The organism is Nocardia acidivorans NBRC 108247 (assembly GCF_001625085.1).
Taxonomy (GTDB): domain Bacteria; phylum Actinomycetota; class Actinomycetes; order Mycobacteriales; family Mycobacteriaceae; genus Nocardia; species Nocardia acidivorans.
Map to the genome: position 1 here is coordinate 26,588 of NZ_BDAW01000059.1, position 15,461 is coordinate 42,048.

Genomic DNA, 15,461 nt, shown 5'->3' on the forward strand with positions numbered 1-15,461 from the left:
CCGAGCCGCTCCTACCAGGGCAGTGCGGTGGCGGCATCGGTGACGCGCAGGATCGGGACGAGTTCCTCGTGCTCGGTTCAATCCTTCCGGGCCTGCAGGGTGAAGCTCAGCGGCAGTCGTTCCGGGTGCGCGGCCATTCGCCATTCGCCGCGCTCATCGTGAATCATTCGTCCGGGCAGGGCATTCCACGGCACGGTGGGGTGTTCGACGAGTCCGGTGACGGACAGTCCCGCGGCCAATACCGCGCCGACGATCTCGCCGAGGCCGTGATTCCATTCGTGGGTAACGGTTTTGCTGACCACCCCAACGGTCTCGACATAGGTGCCGCCTTCGTCGAACACCATGGGTTCGGCGGTCTCGAAATACGGGTAGCCGATGACGAGCCGATCCAGTTGGGTTTCGTCGATCGCCGACAGCACCGGATGCCCGTCGCGAATGAACAGCCGCCCGCCCGGTCGCAGCAGGGTGGCCACGGTCTCGGCCCAGCGCCGGATATCGGGCAGCCAGCACAGCGCCCCGATCCCGGTGTACACCAGATCGAATTGCCCGGCGCCCAGGACATTCACCGCCTCGTAGACCTCGGTTTCCACGTATTCGATGGCGGCGCTTGCGTCTTCGGCCAGTTTCCGCGCCTGCGCCAGCGACGCCGCGGAGAAATCGAGCCCGGTCATATTCGCCCCGAGCCGTGTCAGCGACAGGGTGTCGGTGCCGATATGGCATTGCAGATGCACCCCGCGCAGGCCGCGAATATCCCCGAGCAGCGGCAGATCGAAGCGCACCACCTCGCTCAGAAAGCTGGTGTCGGTGCGGAATTTCTCCAGGGCGTAGTCGGAGGAGACGGCATGAAGCGGCGCGCGTTCATCCCAATTGTCGCGGTTCAGAACCCGGTAATCGCTCACGTCTACCGACTGTGCCATGCCGATGCCCTACCGCGCCGGTCATTTACCCGCGGGTCGCACGCAGGTCAGCGCCAGTGCGAGGTGCGGCAGGGTGGTCGGAGACTTGCCGGTCGCGGGGGTTTCGGTGGAATTGTCCGACCGAACTCCGGCGGATATGCCGCGGTCGTCACTGGTGAGGGCGGCGGGACAGCGCCGGGGTGGGGGGAGTCGTGGTGGAACAGCAGCGCGCGGAGGACGTCACGGCGGTGACACCGGGCGGCACCGCACCGCGCTCGGTGGGGTTCGATGGGCCGGTCCCGGGTGATGCGGTCGGCACGCGTCGCGGTCGCTTCGGAGTGCGCCCGAGCGACAGCGCCCAACCGGTGTCGTTCTGCCCGGCCGACAGCACCCTCGGCGTCGATGTCACCGCACCGGCCAATCGGGCCCGCGGCAACTCCGCACTGCTCTCGGATGGCCTGGCCGCCTCCGATGCGAACGGCAGCGTGGTGCCCAGCGGCTTCATCCGACTGGAAGCCTTCCGCACCGGCGTCCTGGACGGCGACAGCGCCTGCCTCAGCACCTGCAAATAGCCGGAACACGCTGTGCCAGAGCCCTTTCGACGAGGCTCCGGTATGCGGCGAGTCAGGCGTCGATATGCGCCTCGAGCCAGTTCACCAGATCGGTGAGGACCTTGTCCTGTTCGGGCTCGTTGTAGATCTCGTGGAAGAGACCGTCGTAGCGGATAACGGTCTTGTCCTTCGAGGCCGCGTCCCGCTCCAGCAGATCCGTGCCCTGCGGTGAGGCCAGCCCGTCGGCGGCGCCGTGCTGCACCAGCAGCGGTGCGGTGAGCTGATCCAGATGCGCGAGCACGAACGTTCCGGCCCTGAGCATTTCGGCGGCCGTACGCGCGGGCACCCCACCGTGATACACCAGCGGATCGGTGTCGTAGGCGCGCACCACCTCCGGATCCCGGCTCACCAGCGTGGAATCCAGCTTCACCACCGGCAGCGTCGGTGCGAGCTTGGAGACGATCGGCGCGAACAGCTTCTGCACCGCATTGCCCGCGTCGACCACGATCGCCGGACCCGACAGCACCACCCCGGCGACATCCAGGGGCGCGCGCGTGGCGAGGTAGGCGACCGTCAGCCCGCCCATGCTGTGCCCGATCACGAACCGCGGCAGTCCGGGATACTCCCGCGTCGCGATATCCAGCAGCGACCGCACATTGTCGGCCGCGCCGTCGAGCGAGACGATATTGGCCTTCGTGCCCTCGGAGCGGCCGTGCCCGGTGTGGTCGAGCGCGTAGGCCGCGATGCCGGCGGCGTTGAGACGCTCGGCCACATGCGCGTATCGCCCCGAATGCTCGGCGTACCCGTGCACGATCACCGCCACCGCCCGCGGTTCGCCCTCGGGCAGCCAGGCCTGCCAGAACACCCGCCCCGTACTGCCCTGGAAGTCGCCGGTCTCGGTTCGGGTCATCATCGCTCCCTGTGGTCGAATATCCGCCGGGTCATTCTCGCATTCAGCGCTCCGCGAGGCGGTCGATGAGTCGCCGATTGAAGGAGATCAGCCGGGCGTAGTCGGCGCGGGCGAGGCGTTCGTCGGTGCCGTGGATGCGCTCCAGGTCGTGCGCGGTCAGGACGATGGGGGCGAAATTGCAGCGGGTGACGGCGAGATCGTCGTAGTAGCGGGAGTCCGTCGCGCCGGGGACCATGCCGACGGTGACGGCCGCGCCCGGGACCACCGCACGGGTGAGATCGGCGATCAGGTCGAACAGCGGTCCGGCGGCCGGATCGGGGGAGGGCTCGGACGCCGTGCCGACCAGTTTGATGCGGACCTGTTCGTCGCGAATCACGCGACGGCAGTGCGCGAGCACCCCGTCGACCGAATCCCCGGGCAGGATACGGAAATTCACGAACGCCTCGGCGCGCTGCGGCAGGACGTTCGGCCGCACCCCGCCATGGATCATGGTCGGCGCGGTGGTGGTGCGCACCAGCGCCTCGGTGGTCGGCGAGGCCGCCAGCACCCGGGCCACCGCCGGACCCGCCACCCCGACCAGGCCCAGCAGCGTACGGTGCGGTTCGGACATGACGCTCCGGAGCCGCGCGAGCATATCGAGCGTCACCGGGGTCAGGCGCAGCGGGAAGGGATGATCCTGCAGCCGCGCCACCGCCCGCGCCAGCCGCCCCACGGCGGTCTGCCGGCCGGGCATGGAGGAGTGCCCGCCGACGGCGGTCACCGACAAGCGAACGGTGGCGAAACCCTTCTCGCCCACCATGATCGTGGCGACGGGCGCGGCCACGCCCGTCGCGACCCCGGTGGTGATCACACCACCCTCGTCCAGTAGCAGCTCCGCGCGGACACCGGCCGCGCGCAAATGCGCCGACATGCGCCCGGCGCCCTCGATCCCGAACACCTCTTCATCGTGGCCGAAGGCCAAATACACTGTCCCGCTGGGCTGTACGCCCGCCGCCAGCGCGGATTCGACGGCCTCCAGGATGGCCAGCACCCGGCTCTTGTCGTCGATGGCCCCGCGCCCCCAGATGAATTCGTCATCCACCACACCGGCGAACGGCGGATGTGTCCAGCCCTGTTCGTCGTCGACGGGTACGACATCCATATGGCCGAGCAGGATCGCCGCGCCGCGCTCCGGGGTCCCGGGGTTCGCCCCGGCCCAGCGGTACAGGCGGGCGTGCCCGAAGGTCTCGAGTTCGAGCTGCCGGTGCACCCGCGGGAAGCAGGCTTCGAGATGGGCTGCGAGCCGGTCGAATTCGCGGGTGTCGGTCTCTGCCGGATCCTCGCGCGCGATGGTCACGCAGCGCAGTGCCGCGCCCAGCCGCTCGGCGGTGGCATCGTCCACCGTGGGTGTGCTGCCGGGCGCGGTCCGTGTCATCGATCACCTGTTCTGGGCGGGAAGTCGATATTCACTGTCGCATTGTTCAGGGCGTCGGCGGGTACCGCGACCCACTTCTCATTGGTCCACTTCGGAATGCCCTCGGAGATACCGCCCTGGAGATCCGCGGTCCGCACCGCCGTGAGCAGCGGCAATCGCAGCCGTGCCGCGGTGACGGTGACCTTGGCGAGCGAGGGGACGTGCGCCCACACATCGTCGAGCACATCGGTGATGCGGAAGGCGAGACGATGCCCGGCCGCGATCGGCCAATCCTGTGCCAGCAGTCGCAGCTGAGTGGTCGGGGTGGCGGGCGCGATACCGCGGGTGATCACCGTGCCCCGCCCGTTCGGGTCCACGTCGTACATCTCCACGGTGACACTGGCCTGCGGCGGACCGTCCACGCTCAGGGTCGCCGTCGCCGCGCCCGAAAGATGCTGGTCCTGTGCCAAAGGCTGACTGACGGACCAGATTTCGCGATCCGCGCCCGGGATCAGCCCGCGATCGGTGTAGGTCCCGGTGCGCAGATCCACCGGGACCTGTCGCATATCGGCGGGCGGCCATCGAGTTTCCGAGCGCCATTTACCGTCGAACTGCCCCACCGTGATGCGCGGTCCGGGCACCTGAATATCCTTGCCCGCCACCAGTCGATCGAAGAAGGCCACCAGCTCGGCGCTGAATTGCGGTGTGCCGCACTTGTCCTCGCAGGTGCGATGCCCCCACTGCCCGAACCAGGCCCGGTGCTCACCGGGTCCGAGCTCATTCCACAGCTGGAAGACGCGATCGGGTTTGGTGTTGTAGTCGATGAAGCCCTGTCCGAGGAACAGCGGAATGGTGTTGCCGCGCAGCTTCGCCACCAGATCCCGGTCCTGCCAGAACGCCGACGAGGCATCGTGGTTCTGGGTTTGCGCGGCCATCTTCTGATAGCAGGCGGGATCGATGCTGACCGCATTGGCCTGGTACTCCGGCGAATCGTCCCAGCGGGCCGGGGTGGACGCGATGAGCAGATGCTCCAGCCCCGCGAAATCGCCCGGGCGCACACCGGTTTCGGTCACCGGCTTACCGGAGAACTTCCAGGCGATGCCCTGCATGTACAGGTACGCGCCGGGATCCGGCACCGGTTCGAACGCCGCCACCGCGGCCAGCCCGGCGGGCTGCTCCGCCAAACCCATCAGCCCGGTCCACGCCTCATAGGAGATGCCCATGAGCCCGACCTTGCCGGTGGACCAGGACTGCCCCGCCGCCCACTCCACCGCGGTCTTCACCTCGGAGCGTTCATTCGGGCCGCCGAAGTCCGGACAGCCGCTGGAACCGCCATAGCCGCCCAGATCCACGATCACATAGGTGTACCCGGCGGCGATCAGCGTCGCGACGGGCAGATTCTCGATCGACGGCCCGCCCTTCAGGAGCGGTGAGGTGAGGTACGCCAGATGGGAGCGGTACGGGCTGACGGTCATGATCACCGGCGTCTTCGCATCGTCGGCGATACCGGAGGGCCGCAGGATATCCGCGTGCAAGCGGGTCCCGTCGGCGGTGGTGATGTACTCCTGCCTCCAGACAAACCCCTGATCAGCGACAGCACGCCCCGGCGCCGACACCACACCCAGCACCAGCAGCAGCCCGACCAGGGCCCGCCACACCACCATCCGCATGCTCACCATAGTGACCTTGGTGCCTGACGTCAGCGCAGACCAGCCCCCGGAAACAGGGTGTACGGTCCCTGATCGGGCGGTGCATATCCGATCCCTCGGCCATAATCGTGCTCGAGGCGTCCGAAACCCGGGCAGTCGTACGGGGGTTGGAAAGGCGGGGAAACCGGTGGCACTCGAGCCGGGGTCGGTATTCGCGGGTTATACCGTGCTGGAACTCGCCGGATCGGGCGGAATGGGCGCGGTGTACCGAATGCGCCATCCCCGGCTGCGCACCGATGTGGCGGTCAAGGTGCTCTCCACCCACGTGGGTGTCGACGCCAAGGTGCGGGCGCGATTCGAACGCGAGGCGCGGCTCACCGCGGCGCTCCAGCATCCGAATATCGTGCGCGTGCACGACTGCGGCACCGAGGGCGAAACCCCTTGGATCGCAATGGACTTCGTGGCCGGATCGGATGCCGAACGACTGGTCCGGACCGGTCCGCTGCCGGTGTACCAGGCGGTGGAGATAGTGCGGCAGGCCGCCGCGGCCCTGGATTACGCACACGACAAAGGTGTGCTGCACCGCGATGTGAAGCCCGCGAATCTGCTGGTGAGCGAACACGCCGGACAGCCGCACGTGCAGATCACCGATTTCGGGATCGCGCGGGGACTCGGGGAACCCGTGACCACCAGCGGATCGGTGCGGGCCACCTTCGCCTACGCCGCGCCCGAACAGTTCGGCGGTGGTGCGGTGGATCATCGCGCCGATGTCTACGCGTTGGGCTGCACCCTGTTTCATCTGCTCTGCGGTGCGCTGCCGTTCCCGCTGCACACCGTGTACGCGATCGTGAACGCGCATCTGTTCTCCCCACCGCCGCTCATCACGGAGGTGTGCCCGGGCATGCCCGAGGGGCTGGACCAGGTCATCGCCACCGCGCTGGCCAAAGCCCCGGGGGACCGTTACGGCTCCTGCGGTGCGCTGGCGGCGGCCGCGTTCGCCGCCCTGCGCGAGCCGGTGCGTTCCGCGCCCACGATTGTGGTTCCGCCGCAATCGGATCCGGCGCAGCGGCCGGTCACCGGATTGGATCAACTCACCCCCGCGCCGGTCGCGCCGCCACCCGGACGCCTCGCGGTCGATCTCATCGGGCACATCGGCCGCGTGCGCGCGCTCGCCTTCGACCCCTGGGGTTCGCGCATCGCCACCGGCGGCGACGATCAGACCGTGCGGATATGGGATGCCCGCTCCGGCAAGCAGATCGGCGATCCGCTCGCACAGAATCTCGCGGTGCACGCGGTGGCCTTCAGCCCGGACGGCAGTCTGCTGGCCTCGGCCGGCGGCCGCAACGCGCGACTGTGGCATGCCGAGACCGGTCGGCGACTGTGTGACGACGTGTACACCGCGGTGCCGTCCATACCCGCGTTCAGCCCGGACGCGGCCGTACTCGCCACCTCGAACAGCCAATCGGTCCTGCTCTGGGATACCCACCGGCGCAATGCCTTCGGGAAACTGGAGATGCATGCCGGCTTCGGTCTGGGCTGTAGTTCGGTGGCCTTCAGCCCGGACGCCACCCTGGTCGCGACCGCCCGCCGGGACGAAGTGATCCTGCGTGACTATCACTCCGGCGACTCCCGGCGCGGATCGCCGTTCGGGGCCACCCGCGACACCCTCGAGCATCCGCGCGAACAGGTGCGCCGGGTCCTGTTCACCCCCGACGGCCGGACCCTGCTCACCGTCAGCGACCGCGCCGCCCGGCTCTGGGTATACGCCGACAACCGGTATCGGGTCGAACTCCTGCTCCCGATGGAACCGGTCGGCATCGACGCCGAGGCGGCCTTCAGCGCCGACGGCAGCAGATTCGCGGTGGCACACCAGGATTGGGTGGTGCTCTGGAGCCGGCACACCGGACAGTCCATCCGGTTCCCGCTCGCCGCCGACGCCGGGCCGGTGCGTTCGGTGGCCTTCAGCGCCGACGGCGCGCTGCTGATCGTCACCACTGCCACGGCGCTGCGACTGTGGGATGTCGAGGCGCGGGCGCAGCTCGGCGCGGATGCGGTGCCGCCCGTGGTCTTCGCCCCCGACGGCCGCACCTTCGCGGCGGCTCAGCATGATCGGGTGTGCCTGCGCGATATCGCCGAACTGCGCTGATCACATCGGGCGCAGATCCAGAATCCGGCGCAGCCGGGCACGATCGCGCTCCAGGCGGCGCGCCTCGTAGGCGATGGGGAAGTAGCGAATCCGTTCGGGCAGTACCGGAACGGTGCGGCCGATGACCCAGCCCAGGGCGCGCAGTCTGCGCTCATCGCTCGAAGTCCAGGTGAGACCGAGCTTTTCGCGAATGACCTCGGGGGTGGTGCCGACCGTGAAGAAGTACTGCATGCGTCCGATGGGCGTGGTCGCGGCGCGCCAGACCGGATGCAGTGGCGCGGGAATCTGCTTGGGCGGTGCGATATTACGGATCACCCGCAGGTAGTCGTGCGCCACGCCGGTGGCCTGCAAATGGTTTTCGACCTGATCCCGGAACCACGGCTCCCATTCGGCGAAGCTGGCCGGAATCTCCTTGGGCGCCACCGAGAAATTGCGCATGAGCTGCACCACCTCGCGGTAGTACGACTCCTTGGCGGCCTCGGTGAGCGGTTCGGAGGAGAAGTATCGATTGCCCTCGACGAAGGCGAAGATCGCGGTGTGCAGGACCCAGGCCCACGGTCCGGAGGAGAGCGCCTGATGCTTGACCCCGTGGGCGTCGACGGTATTGAGGCTCGCGTGCATGGCGCGCAATCGATCCGCCTCGGCGAGCGCCTCATCGCCGCCGTAGATCCAGGTCATGACCGAGGCGATACTCCGGAGCGCGCGGCCCATCGGATCGGTACGAAATGTGGAATGCTCATCCACCACGGCCGCTATGGTCGGCTCCATCGTCTGCAGCAGGAACGCCGATCCGGCGGTCAGGGAGAAGGTGATGAGTCCGGTGTCCTGCCAGATCCGGGTGTCCGGCGTGAATGGCCGGCGCTCCGGCCGGGCTCCCCGGTTCGCATGATCGATCGGCGCGACGGCGGCGGTCATGGTGATCTCCTTTGATCACGGTCCCGTCGAAGCGCCAGGCCCCGACAAGATGAGAGAGTTGCATTCGAATCTTCTCATCTCGTCGGCCGGGTGGCAACCGTCACACCCCCGGTTCGGCATGTGCGCGCTCGGCGCACCGCGTCTCCGGGGTTCTGGAGGTCTCAGGGGTTCTGCGGGACGCCGATCGCGGTGCCGTCCGCGGTGACGACGGTGGCGATCCGGCGGCCGTTGCCGACATCGCGGATCTCGTCCCGGGCGGTAGCGCCGGCCTCGATGAGGGCTGGCCCGGCCTGTCACATTTGCGCCGCCCGAACGGTCATGGGGACGAGCGCGCCGGATGGACCGGCCGCCGCATCCGAAGGAGACTTCGATCATGACCAACGGCGACCTCGATCTGGTGGCGCGGCGGTTCGAGGAGCAGCGCGGCCGCCTGCAAGCCCTGGCCGTGCGCATGCTCGGCTCCAGCGCCGAGGCCGAGGACGCCGTGCAGGAGACGTGGCTGCGGTTGAGCCGCACCGATATCGGGGAGATCGAGAACCTCGCGGGCTGGCTCACCACCGTGGTCGGGCGGGTCTGCCTCAATATGCTGCAATCGCGCAGTACCCGCCGCGAGGATCCGCTCGGCGAACTCGACGCCCCGGAAGCGGAATCCGGGCCGGAACAGCAGGCGCTGCTGGGCGATTCGATCGGCGCGGCCCTGCTCATCGTGCTCGATACGCTGGCACCCACCGAACGCCTGGCCTTCGTCCTGCACGATATGTTCGCCGTCCCGTTCGAGGATGTCGGGGCCGTACTCGGTAAAACACCCGCCGCCGCACGGCAATTGGCCAGTCGGGCCCGCCGCCGGGTGCGCGGCGTCGAAGAGGTGACCGGTGATCGGGAACGGCAGCAGCGGGTGGTGGAGGCCTTCCTGTCCGCCTCCCGCGAAGGCGATTTCGCCGCCCTGCTCGCCCTGCTGGATCCGGATGTGGTGCTGCGCTCGGACCCGGCCGCCATCGCCTTCGGTTCGGCGGCGGAACTGCGCGGGATGGATGCCGTCGCCGAGATGTTCTGCGGCCGTGCGCAAGGCGCGCGGCCGGCGCGCGTGGACGGCCGCGCCGGCGCGATCTGGTCGGTGGGCGGGAATCCACGCGTCGTCTTCGATTTCACCGTCGCGGGCGGACGGATTATCGGCATCGAACTCCTCGCCGATCCCGAACTGCTCGGCGAACTCGACCTGCGCGCACCGGCCTGAACCGTCCGCACGCCGATTGATCGCCCGCGTGCGGTTTCTTCACGAGAGATTAACGGCCACCTGGCCTTGCGATTGGCAGAATGTTCTCTCAGGTGCAACGGGTTCGAGAATGGGAGTGAGATGGGCGCGGTACGCATTCTTCGGGAATTCCTTGCGCGACACAGCTTTACGGTCGAAGAACGCACCGCGCACGCACTCGCGTGCTGTCCGCTCGCGGTTCTCGGCGCCGTCGACCACCGGCGGTAGCCGAAAATCGGCCGCCGCGATGATCAGGAGGCATTCCTGGTTTGGATCACAAGTGCGCCATCATTATTCGGTGACCCAGACGATATGACGGCGTATGATCGGCCAGGATGGGCACCCGGGGGCAGTACGAACAAAAGGTAATGACCGACTGGGACGCGTTCGCGAGAGCGCTGGCGCGAACACTCACCGAATTACCCTCGCGCGCCACCCTCATCATTACCTCCACCGGAAACCGATACGTTCAGTTCCAGCAGTTCGACATCCGACTATCGGCCGAGCTCACCGGCAATTATTATCTCGCCGAACCCATTCCGGAGTCCGCCGCCCAGCGACTACGCGAACTCGGCTGGACCGCCCCCGTCATGCAGCGGGAAATTGAGAACTGGCGGCATACCCTGCTCTGGCCCATCCCGCCCAGCCGCCTGGTCGATCTGGCCCGCTCGGTGGTCATCGGCCTGCACGACGCCCTGGGCATAGCCAGCCCCGCCGAACTCCGCGCCACCGGCTGGACCGAAGCCTCCGGCGATCTCGACCTCAGCGCCCTGGGTCCGATAGCCCGCCGCGGCCTGGGCTGAACTCCCGCGCCTCGCCCCGCTCCAACCGGCTTGCACCTTCTGACCCCCGGAGACCCCTCGGGCCGCCCGATCCGCCACGGCGTCTCCGCCCTCACCGACACCGGCAACCCCCGTGTCCGGGAGCTGGCCGCCATAGCCGCCGAACAGTAGCCCCCATCCTGAATGTTGGTCTCTTCTTGACAGTTTCTGTCACATAACCAAATACTGTCATCGCACGGTGATTCGCGGTGACAGGTCCTGCGGCCGCGCACGAGTGGGAGGACCGCCGATGTCACTACGTGAACGGCAACGCCGTCAGATCCGCGCCGATATCCAGCGCGCGGCCTTCGAACTGTTCGCGCACAAGGGATTCGACGAGGTCACCACCGAACAGATCGCCGCCGCGGCGGGTATTTCGCCGAGTACGTACTTCCGGCACGTGCGCAGTAAGGAAGACCTGCTGCTGGATCCGGTCCGCGAGGGCGGTGCGGGCATCACCACTTTGCTGGAGGAGCGGCCCGCCGGCGAATCGGCGGATATCGCACTGGCACAGTCGATTCTGACCCGATCCACCACCTTGGCCGCCGCCGAACTGGAGCAGTGGCGGGCGGCATTCCGCACCGCCCCGCATCGGCTGGACCGCGTCGCGCTCATCACCCCCGAACATCGCACCCGGCTGGTCGAGCTGGTGGGGGAGCGGATGGCACTCGATCCGCACACCGATTCCCATCCCGGCCTGCTGGTCCACCTCATGCTCGCCGCCGCCGAATTCGGCTACCTGCAATGGCTGCGCAGCGCCGATCATCCGGGGGCGTCGCTACCGGTCTGCGTCGAAGGCGCGTTGAACGCCGTCATCGGCGAGCGCTGGCATACCGCGCCCTGATTCCACCGCACCCGAAAACCACACGCCGACAGGCTTATTCACCATCCGAACCTTGGGGGTTCCCGCATGTCCGAAAACAGTGAGATATTCGATCTGGTGGTCGTCGGCTCGGGTGCGGCGGGTATGGCCGCCGCACTCACCGCGGCGCACCACGGGCTCTCCGTGCTGATTGTCGAGAAGGCTTCGCACTGGGGCGGATCCACCGCCCGCTCGGGTGGCGGGGTATGGATTCCCGGCAACTCCGTGTTGCGCGGGCAGGCGCCCGCCGACGATATCGAATCCGCCCGCACCTATCTGAAGTCCATTACCGGCGAATACGGTGACGCCGAGCGCATCGACACCTATATCGATCGCGGCGCGGAGGCGCTCGACTTCATGATGGCGCACGCACCGCTCGAATTGCGCTGGGTGCCCGGCTATTCCGACTATTACCCGGAGGCCCCGGGCGGGCGGGCGCACGGCCGCTCGGTCGAGCCGAAACCGTTCGACGCACAACGGCTCGGCGCGGAGCTGGCCACCCTGGAACCCGACTACACGCTCGCCCCGAAGAACTTCGTCGCCACCCAGGCCGACTTCCGCCAATTCCACCTCGGTCTGCGCAATCCACGCGCCCCGTTCCGGGTGCTCCGAATCGGCGCGCGCTGGGCGAAGGGTCAACTGCTGCGCCGGCATCTGCTGGCCCGGGGGCAGGCGCTGAGCGCTATGTTCCGCATCGGACTGCGCGATGCGAATGTCCCACTGCGACTGAACACTTCCCTCGTCGAACTGCTCGAGACGGACGGCCGGGTCACCGGGGTCGTCGTCGAGTCGGCGGGCGTCGAACACGTCTTCGGCTACCTGGCCGCCCTGGACGCCGCCCGCGCCTGACCCGTCGCGACCCGGTGGCTCCGCACCCCGCGTGCGGAGCCACCGGCAGCACCCGCGGGTGCTCAGCCGACGAGGTTCTCGCGCAGCTTCAGCATGGTTCCGGCATCGAGTCCCAGACCCTGGGTGAGGAATTTCCCGAAGTCACCGAACTGGCTGTTCACCTGATCGACCGCGATATCGAGGTAGTCGTCCCGGACCTCCTGCAGCGGGATCAGCAGATCCGGATTCTGCATAAGGCCCGCCTGCTTCAGCTGTGCCCGGGTGGCCGCATCCGCCGCCGCCCGGTACTGGTTGGAGAGCAGATAGTCCTGCCGCGCCACCGATTCCGGGACGCCGACCGCGCGCAGGGTCACATAGGACAGCCAGCCGGTACGGTCCTTGCCCGCCGTGCAGTGGTACAGGGTGGCGTTCCCGGTATTGGCCAGATCTCGCACCGTCTGCCCGAATTTCGACAGGGAGTCGGCGCTGAAGAAGCTCCGATACACATCGCCCATGATCTGCTCGGCCTTGCCGTCTCCCAGCAGCGCCTGCTGTTGCTGCGGATCGCGAGACTGAATCGCCTGGGACATCTTCACGAACATGCCGGTGTCGTCGATCGGCCTGGCCACCAGGGGTACCCCTGCGGGCAGCTTATCGGCCCCCAGCCCCTGCACCTCGGCAGTGGTCCGCAGATCCACCACGGTCTGCAACTTCAATCCGGCGAGCTTGTGCACATCGGCATCGGTCAGCTTCCCGAGCGCATCGGCCCGAATAACCTTCCCGCTCTTGACCTTCGCCCCGTCGTAGGTCCCGTACCCGCCCAGGTCCCGGACATTGACGGCGCCCTGCAAATCGATCTTGGTAGGTCCGGCCGCCGCGGGCGCGGCCTCGGCCACCGCCCCGATCCCGGCGGTCAGCGCCAGCGCCGCAACCGGCACGACAACGGCGGACAACAGCGAACGTCGAACTCGCGAAACATTCAATAAATTCATCCGAGCGACGCTAAAGCCGACTTACCAGCACCCCGGTGATTCGGTGAACCCCACCCGCCCAACGAGATTCACGCCCCGCTCACCGAGACGGCCTCTGGCTCAATCCCATTCGAATTGATAACGCCTCGGAATTCCCGAACCTATTCTACCCCAGCATATTTCGATCAGTCACATATCACTTGGCAGCGGTCTCGTGCACGCTACGCCACCGCAATCCATTGCGCGCCGCCGGATCGGCCACCAACAGCGCCGTGGTGAGCCGCGACCGTTCCGCACCGCCCGCCCGATGAATCTCCTTGAACCGCACCACCGCACACTCCGGCGACCTATGCAGCACCTCGATATCGACCACATCGATCACCAGCCCCGGCGCGGAATTCCCGGCCCGCCGTAACCCCTCCGCCAGCACCGCCCGCTCCAGAATCACCCCGTCTAACGAGACCATCGAGAACTCGGCATGCTGCTGCCCGATGAACCGCGCCCCGGCCGCCGCGGCCCCCGTGGTTCCCAGCCACTGCGCCAGATCCCCGTGCAGTGCCCGCACTTCCCCCGCGATCACCTCGTAGTCGCCGTTCATGCCGGCAATTTACCGCCGCGATCTCCCGGCCCCGAAACGGGTGGAGCCCCATCCGCCGAGGCGGATGGGGCTCCACGAGAACGCGTGCGACTCAGACGATTTAGACGTCGAAGTACAGCTCGAACTCGTACGGGTGCGGCCGCAGATTGACCGGGGCGATCTCCTGGGTGCGCTTGATATCGATCCAGGTCTCGATCAGGTCCTCGGTGAACACGCCACCCTCGGTGAGGTAGTCGTGGTCTTCCTCGAGCTTGTCGATGACCGACGCCAGCGAGGTGGGGGCCTGCGGGATGTTCTTGGCCTCCTCGGGCGGCAGCTCGTAGAGGTCCTTGTCGACCGGGGCGAGCGGCTCGATCTTGCGCTTGATGCCGTCGATGCCGGCCATCAGCATGGCGGCGAACGCCAGGTACGGGTTACCCGAGGAGTCGGGCGCACGGAACTCGATGCGCTTGGCCTTGGGGTTGGAGCCCGTCACCGGGATACGCACGGCAGCCGAGCGGTTGCGCTGCGAGTACACCAGGTTGATGGGGGCCTCGTAGCCCGGCACCAAACGGTGGTACGAGTTGACGGTCGGGTTGGTGAACGCCAGCAGCGACGGGGCGTGGTGCAGGATGCCGCCGATGTAGTGACGCGCCAGATCCGACAGGCCCGCGTAACCGGCCTCGTCGTGGAACAGCGGCTTGCCGTCCTTCCACAGCGACTGGTGGGCGTGCATGCCCGAGCCGTTGTCGCCGAAGAGGGGCTTCGGCATGAAGGTGACAGTCTTGCCTTCCTGCCACGCGGTGTTCTTCACGATGTACTTGAACAGCTGCAGGTCGTCAGCGGCGCCCAGCAGCGTGTTGAAGCGGTAGTTGATCTCGGCCTGACCGGCGGTGCCGACCTCGTGGTGGCCGCGCTCGAGCTCGAAGCCCGCGTTCTGCAGGTTGGTGGAGATCTTGTCGCGCAGATCCACGTAGTGGTCGTACGGCGCGACCGGGAAGTAACCACCCTTGTTGCGAACCTTGTAGCCACGGTTCGGGGTGCCGTCGGAGTTGTACTCGGCGCCGGTGTTCCAGGAGCCCGAGATCGAGTCGATCTCGTAGAAGGCGCCGTTCATCGCCGAGTCGTAGCGAATCGAGTCGAAGATGTAGAACTCGGCCTCGGCACCGAAGTAGCAGGTGTCGGCGATACCGGTCGAACGCAAGTACTCTTCGGCCTTGCGCGCGATATTGCGCGGGTCGCGGGAGTACGCCTCGCGGGTGAACGGGTCATGCACGAAGAAGTTGAGGTTCAGCGTCTTCGCGGCCCGGAACGGGTCCAGCCGAGCGGTGCTGAAATCGGGCAGCAGCAGCATGTCCGACTCGTCGATCGACTGGAAGCCGCGCACGGACGAACCGTCGAACGCGAGGCCTTCCTCGGCCAGGTCGGCCGTGAAAGCCTTCGCCGGGATCGAGAAGTGCTGCTGCACACCGGGGAGGTCGGTGAACCGTACGTCGACGTATTCGACCTCCTCCTCCTTGAGGAACTTGATGACCTCGTCGGCCGTGCTGAACGCCACTTAGTACTCCTTACGGATCGGTTCCCAGCCAGTTCAACTGCATGGGTTCGTCGCGACCAGACGGTATGGACGCGGTGTTTCCCCGCAATCAAGGCTGTGTTTCGCCAGTGTTACACGATAGGTGTTACCGAC

Annotated in this window: 15 protein-coding genes; 6 read left to right on the forward strand and 9 right to left on the reverse strand. The window is 67.4% G+C overall.

Annotation, left to right across the window (positions count from 1 at the left end):
- Positions 1-77 precede the first annotated feature (77 nt).
- Positions 78-917, reverse strand: coding sequence for a class I SAM-dependent methyltransferase (locus tag NA10_RS26885; protein WP_218021593.1), 840 nt, complete (start codon positions 915-917; stop codon positions 78-80).
- A 194-nt stretch (positions 918-1,111) separates the two neighbouring features.
- On the opposite strand from NA10_RS26885, the gene NA10_RS26890 reads away from it, so the two are divergent.
- Positions 1,112-1,468 carry a hypothetical protein gene (locus NA10_RS26890; protein WP_157556755.1) on the forward strand — a complete coding sequence of 119 codons (357 nt, stop codon included), beginning with the start codon at positions 1,112-1,114 and terminating at the stop codon, positions 1,466-1,468.
- A gap of 52 nt (positions 1,469-1,520) precedes the next feature.
- Here NA10_RS26890 and NA10_RS26895 read toward each other — a convergent pair whose 3' ends face one another.
- Genes NA10_RS26895 through NA10_RS26905 form a run of 3 tightly spaced genes read right to left on the reverse strand, consistent with a single transcriptional unit; the run spans position 1,521 to position 5,429 of the window.
- Entirely contained in the window at positions 1,521-2,357 is an 837-nt protein-coding gene (locus NA10_RS26895; protein ID WP_084515286.1) for an alpha/beta hydrolase, read from the reverse strand.
- A gap of 43 nt (positions 2,358-2,400) precedes the next feature.
- Complete coding sequence (locus NA10_RS26900) at positions 2,401-3,771, reverse strand: M20/M25/M40 family metallo-hydrolase (RefSeq protein ID WP_067572821.1); 1,371 nt, start codon at positions 3,769-3,771, stop codon at positions 2,401-2,403.
- A complete protein-coding gene (locus tag NA10_RS26905) occupies positions 3,768-5,429 on the reverse strand; it encodes a CocE/NonD family hydrolase (RefSeq protein WP_067572823.1) in 1,662 nt (553 codons plus the stop codon). Before NA10_RS26905 ends, NA10_RS26900 begins: the two co-directional genes overlap by 4 nt.
- 157 nt (positions 5,430-5,586) lie before the next feature.
- Here NA10_RS26905 and NA10_RS26910 point away from each other — a divergent pair, with 157 nt between their 5' ends.
- Positions 5,587-7,545 carry a WD40 repeat domain-containing serine/threonine protein kinase gene (locus NA10_RS26910; RefSeq protein ID WP_067572826.1) on the forward strand — a complete coding sequence of 653 codons (1,959 nt, stop codon included), beginning with the start codon at positions 5,587-5,589 and terminating at the stop codon, positions 7,543-7,545.
- On the opposite strand, the gene NA10_RS26915 is transcribed toward NA10_RS26910, so the two are convergent.
- Positions 7,546-8,460, reverse strand: coding sequence for an oxygenase MpaB family protein (locus NA10_RS26915; RefSeq protein ID WP_067572828.1), 915 nt, complete (start codon positions 8,458-8,460; stop codon positions 7,546-7,548).
- A 373-nt stretch (positions 8,461-8,833) separates the two neighbouring features.
- Between NA10_RS26915 and NA10_RS26920 the strand changes: the two genes are divergently transcribed.
- Entirely contained in the window at positions 8,834-9,694 is an 861-nt protein-coding gene (locus tag NA10_RS26920; protein WP_067572872.1) for a sigma-70 family RNA polymerase sigma factor, read from the forward strand.
- A gap of 39 nt (positions 9,695-9,733) precedes the next feature.
- Here NA10_RS26920 and NA10_RS37090 read toward each other — a convergent pair whose 3' ends face one another.
- The gene (locus tag NA10_RS37090; RefSeq protein WP_157556756.1) at positions 9,734-9,931 is read right to left on the reverse strand and encodes a hypothetical protein; all 198 of its coding nucleotides are present in this window, start codon (positions 9,929-9,931) and stop codon (positions 9,734-9,736) included.
- 149 nt (positions 9,932-10,080) lie between these two features.
- Here NA10_RS37090 and NA10_RS26925 point away from each other — a divergent pair, with 149 nt between their 5' ends.
- From NA10_RS26925 to NA10_RS26935, 3 genes are all read left to right on the forward strand, one after another.
- The gene (locus tag NA10_RS26925) at positions 10,081-10,515 is read left to right on the forward strand and encodes a TY-Chap domain-containing protein (protein ID WP_067572830.1); all 435 of its coding nucleotides are present in this window, start codon (positions 10,081-10,083) and stop codon (positions 10,513-10,515) included.
- Between the two features lie 268 nt (positions 10,516-10,783).
- Positions 10,784-11,377: a TetR/AcrR family transcriptional regulator gene (locus NA10_RS26930; protein WP_067572832.1), complete on the forward strand. Its 594-nt coding sequence runs from the start codon at positions 10,784-10,786 to the stop codon at positions 11,375-11,377.
- Between the two features lie 66 nt (positions 11,378-11,443).
- Positions 11,444-12,244: an FAD-dependent oxidoreductase gene (locus tag NA10_RS26935; protein ID WP_067572834.1), complete on the forward strand. Its 801-nt coding sequence runs from the start codon at positions 11,444-11,446 to the stop codon at positions 12,242-12,244.
- Between the two features lie 62 nt (positions 12,245-12,306).
- On the opposite strand, the gene NA10_RS26940 is transcribed toward NA10_RS26935, so the two are convergent.
- From NA10_RS26940 to glnA, 3 genes are all read right to left on the reverse strand, one after another.
- The gene (locus NA10_RS26940; protein ID WP_067572836.1) at positions 12,307-13,215 is read right to left on the reverse strand and encodes a tyrosine-protein phosphatase; all 909 of its coding nucleotides are present in this window, start codon (positions 13,213-13,215) and stop codon (positions 12,307-12,309) included.
- A gap of 175 nt (positions 13,216-13,390) precedes the next feature.
- The gene (locus NA10_RS26945) at positions 13,391-13,792 is read right to left on the reverse strand and encodes a hypothetical protein (protein ID WP_067572838.1); all 402 of its coding nucleotides are present in this window, start codon (positions 13,790-13,792) and stop codon (positions 13,391-13,393) included.
- 100 nt (positions 13,793-13,892) lie between these two features.
- Positions 13,893-15,329: a type I glutamate--ammonia ligase gene (glnA, locus tag NA10_RS26950; protein WP_067572840.1), complete on the reverse strand. Its 1,437-nt coding sequence runs from the start codon at positions 15,327-15,329 to the stop codon at positions 13,893-13,895.
- Positions 15,330-15,461 lie beyond the last annotated feature (132 nt).

Coding starts and splice junctions, on each gene's coding strand:
- NA10_RS26885 (WP_218021593.1), bottom strand. CDS start 917: ATGGCACAGTCGGTAGACGTGAGCGATTACCGGGTTCTGAACCGCGAC.
- NA10_RS26895 (WP_084515286.1), bottom strand. CDS start 2,357: ATGACCCGAACCGAGACCGGCGACTTCCAGGGCAGTACGGGGCGGGTG.
- NA10_RS26900 (WP_067572821.1), bottom strand. CDS start 3,771: ATGACACGGACCGCGCCCGGCAGCACACCCACGGTGGACGATGCCACC.
- NA10_RS26905 (WP_067572823.1), bottom strand. CDS start 5,429: ATGGTGAGCATGCGGATGGTGGTGTGGCGGGCCCTGGTCGGGCTGCTG.
- NA10_RS26915 (WP_067572828.1), bottom strand. CDS start 8,460: ATGACCGCCGCCGTCGCGCCGATCGATCATGCGAACCGGGGAGCCCGG.
- NA10_RS26920 (WP_067572872.1), top strand. CDS start 8,834: ATGACCAACGGCGACCTCGATCTGGTGGCGCGGCGGTTCGAGGAGCAG.
- NA10_RS26925 (WP_067572830.1), top strand. CDS start 10,081: ATGACCGACTGGGACGCGTTCGCGAGAGCGCTGGCGCGAACACTCACC.
- NA10_RS26930 (WP_067572832.1), top strand. CDS start 10,784: ATGTCACTACGTGAACGGCAACGCCGTCAGATCCGCGCCGATATCCAG.
- NA10_RS26935 (WP_067572834.1), top strand. CDS start 11,444: ATGTCCGAAAACAGTGAGATATTCGATCTGGTGGTCGTCGGCTCGGGT.
- NA10_RS26940 (WP_067572836.1), bottom strand. CDS start 13,215: ATGAATTTATTGAATGTTTCGCGAGTTCGACGTTCGCTGTTGTCCGCC.
- NA10_RS26945 (WP_067572838.1), bottom strand. CDS start 13,792: ATGAACGGCGACTACGAGGTGATCGCGGGGGAAGTGCGGGCACTGCAC.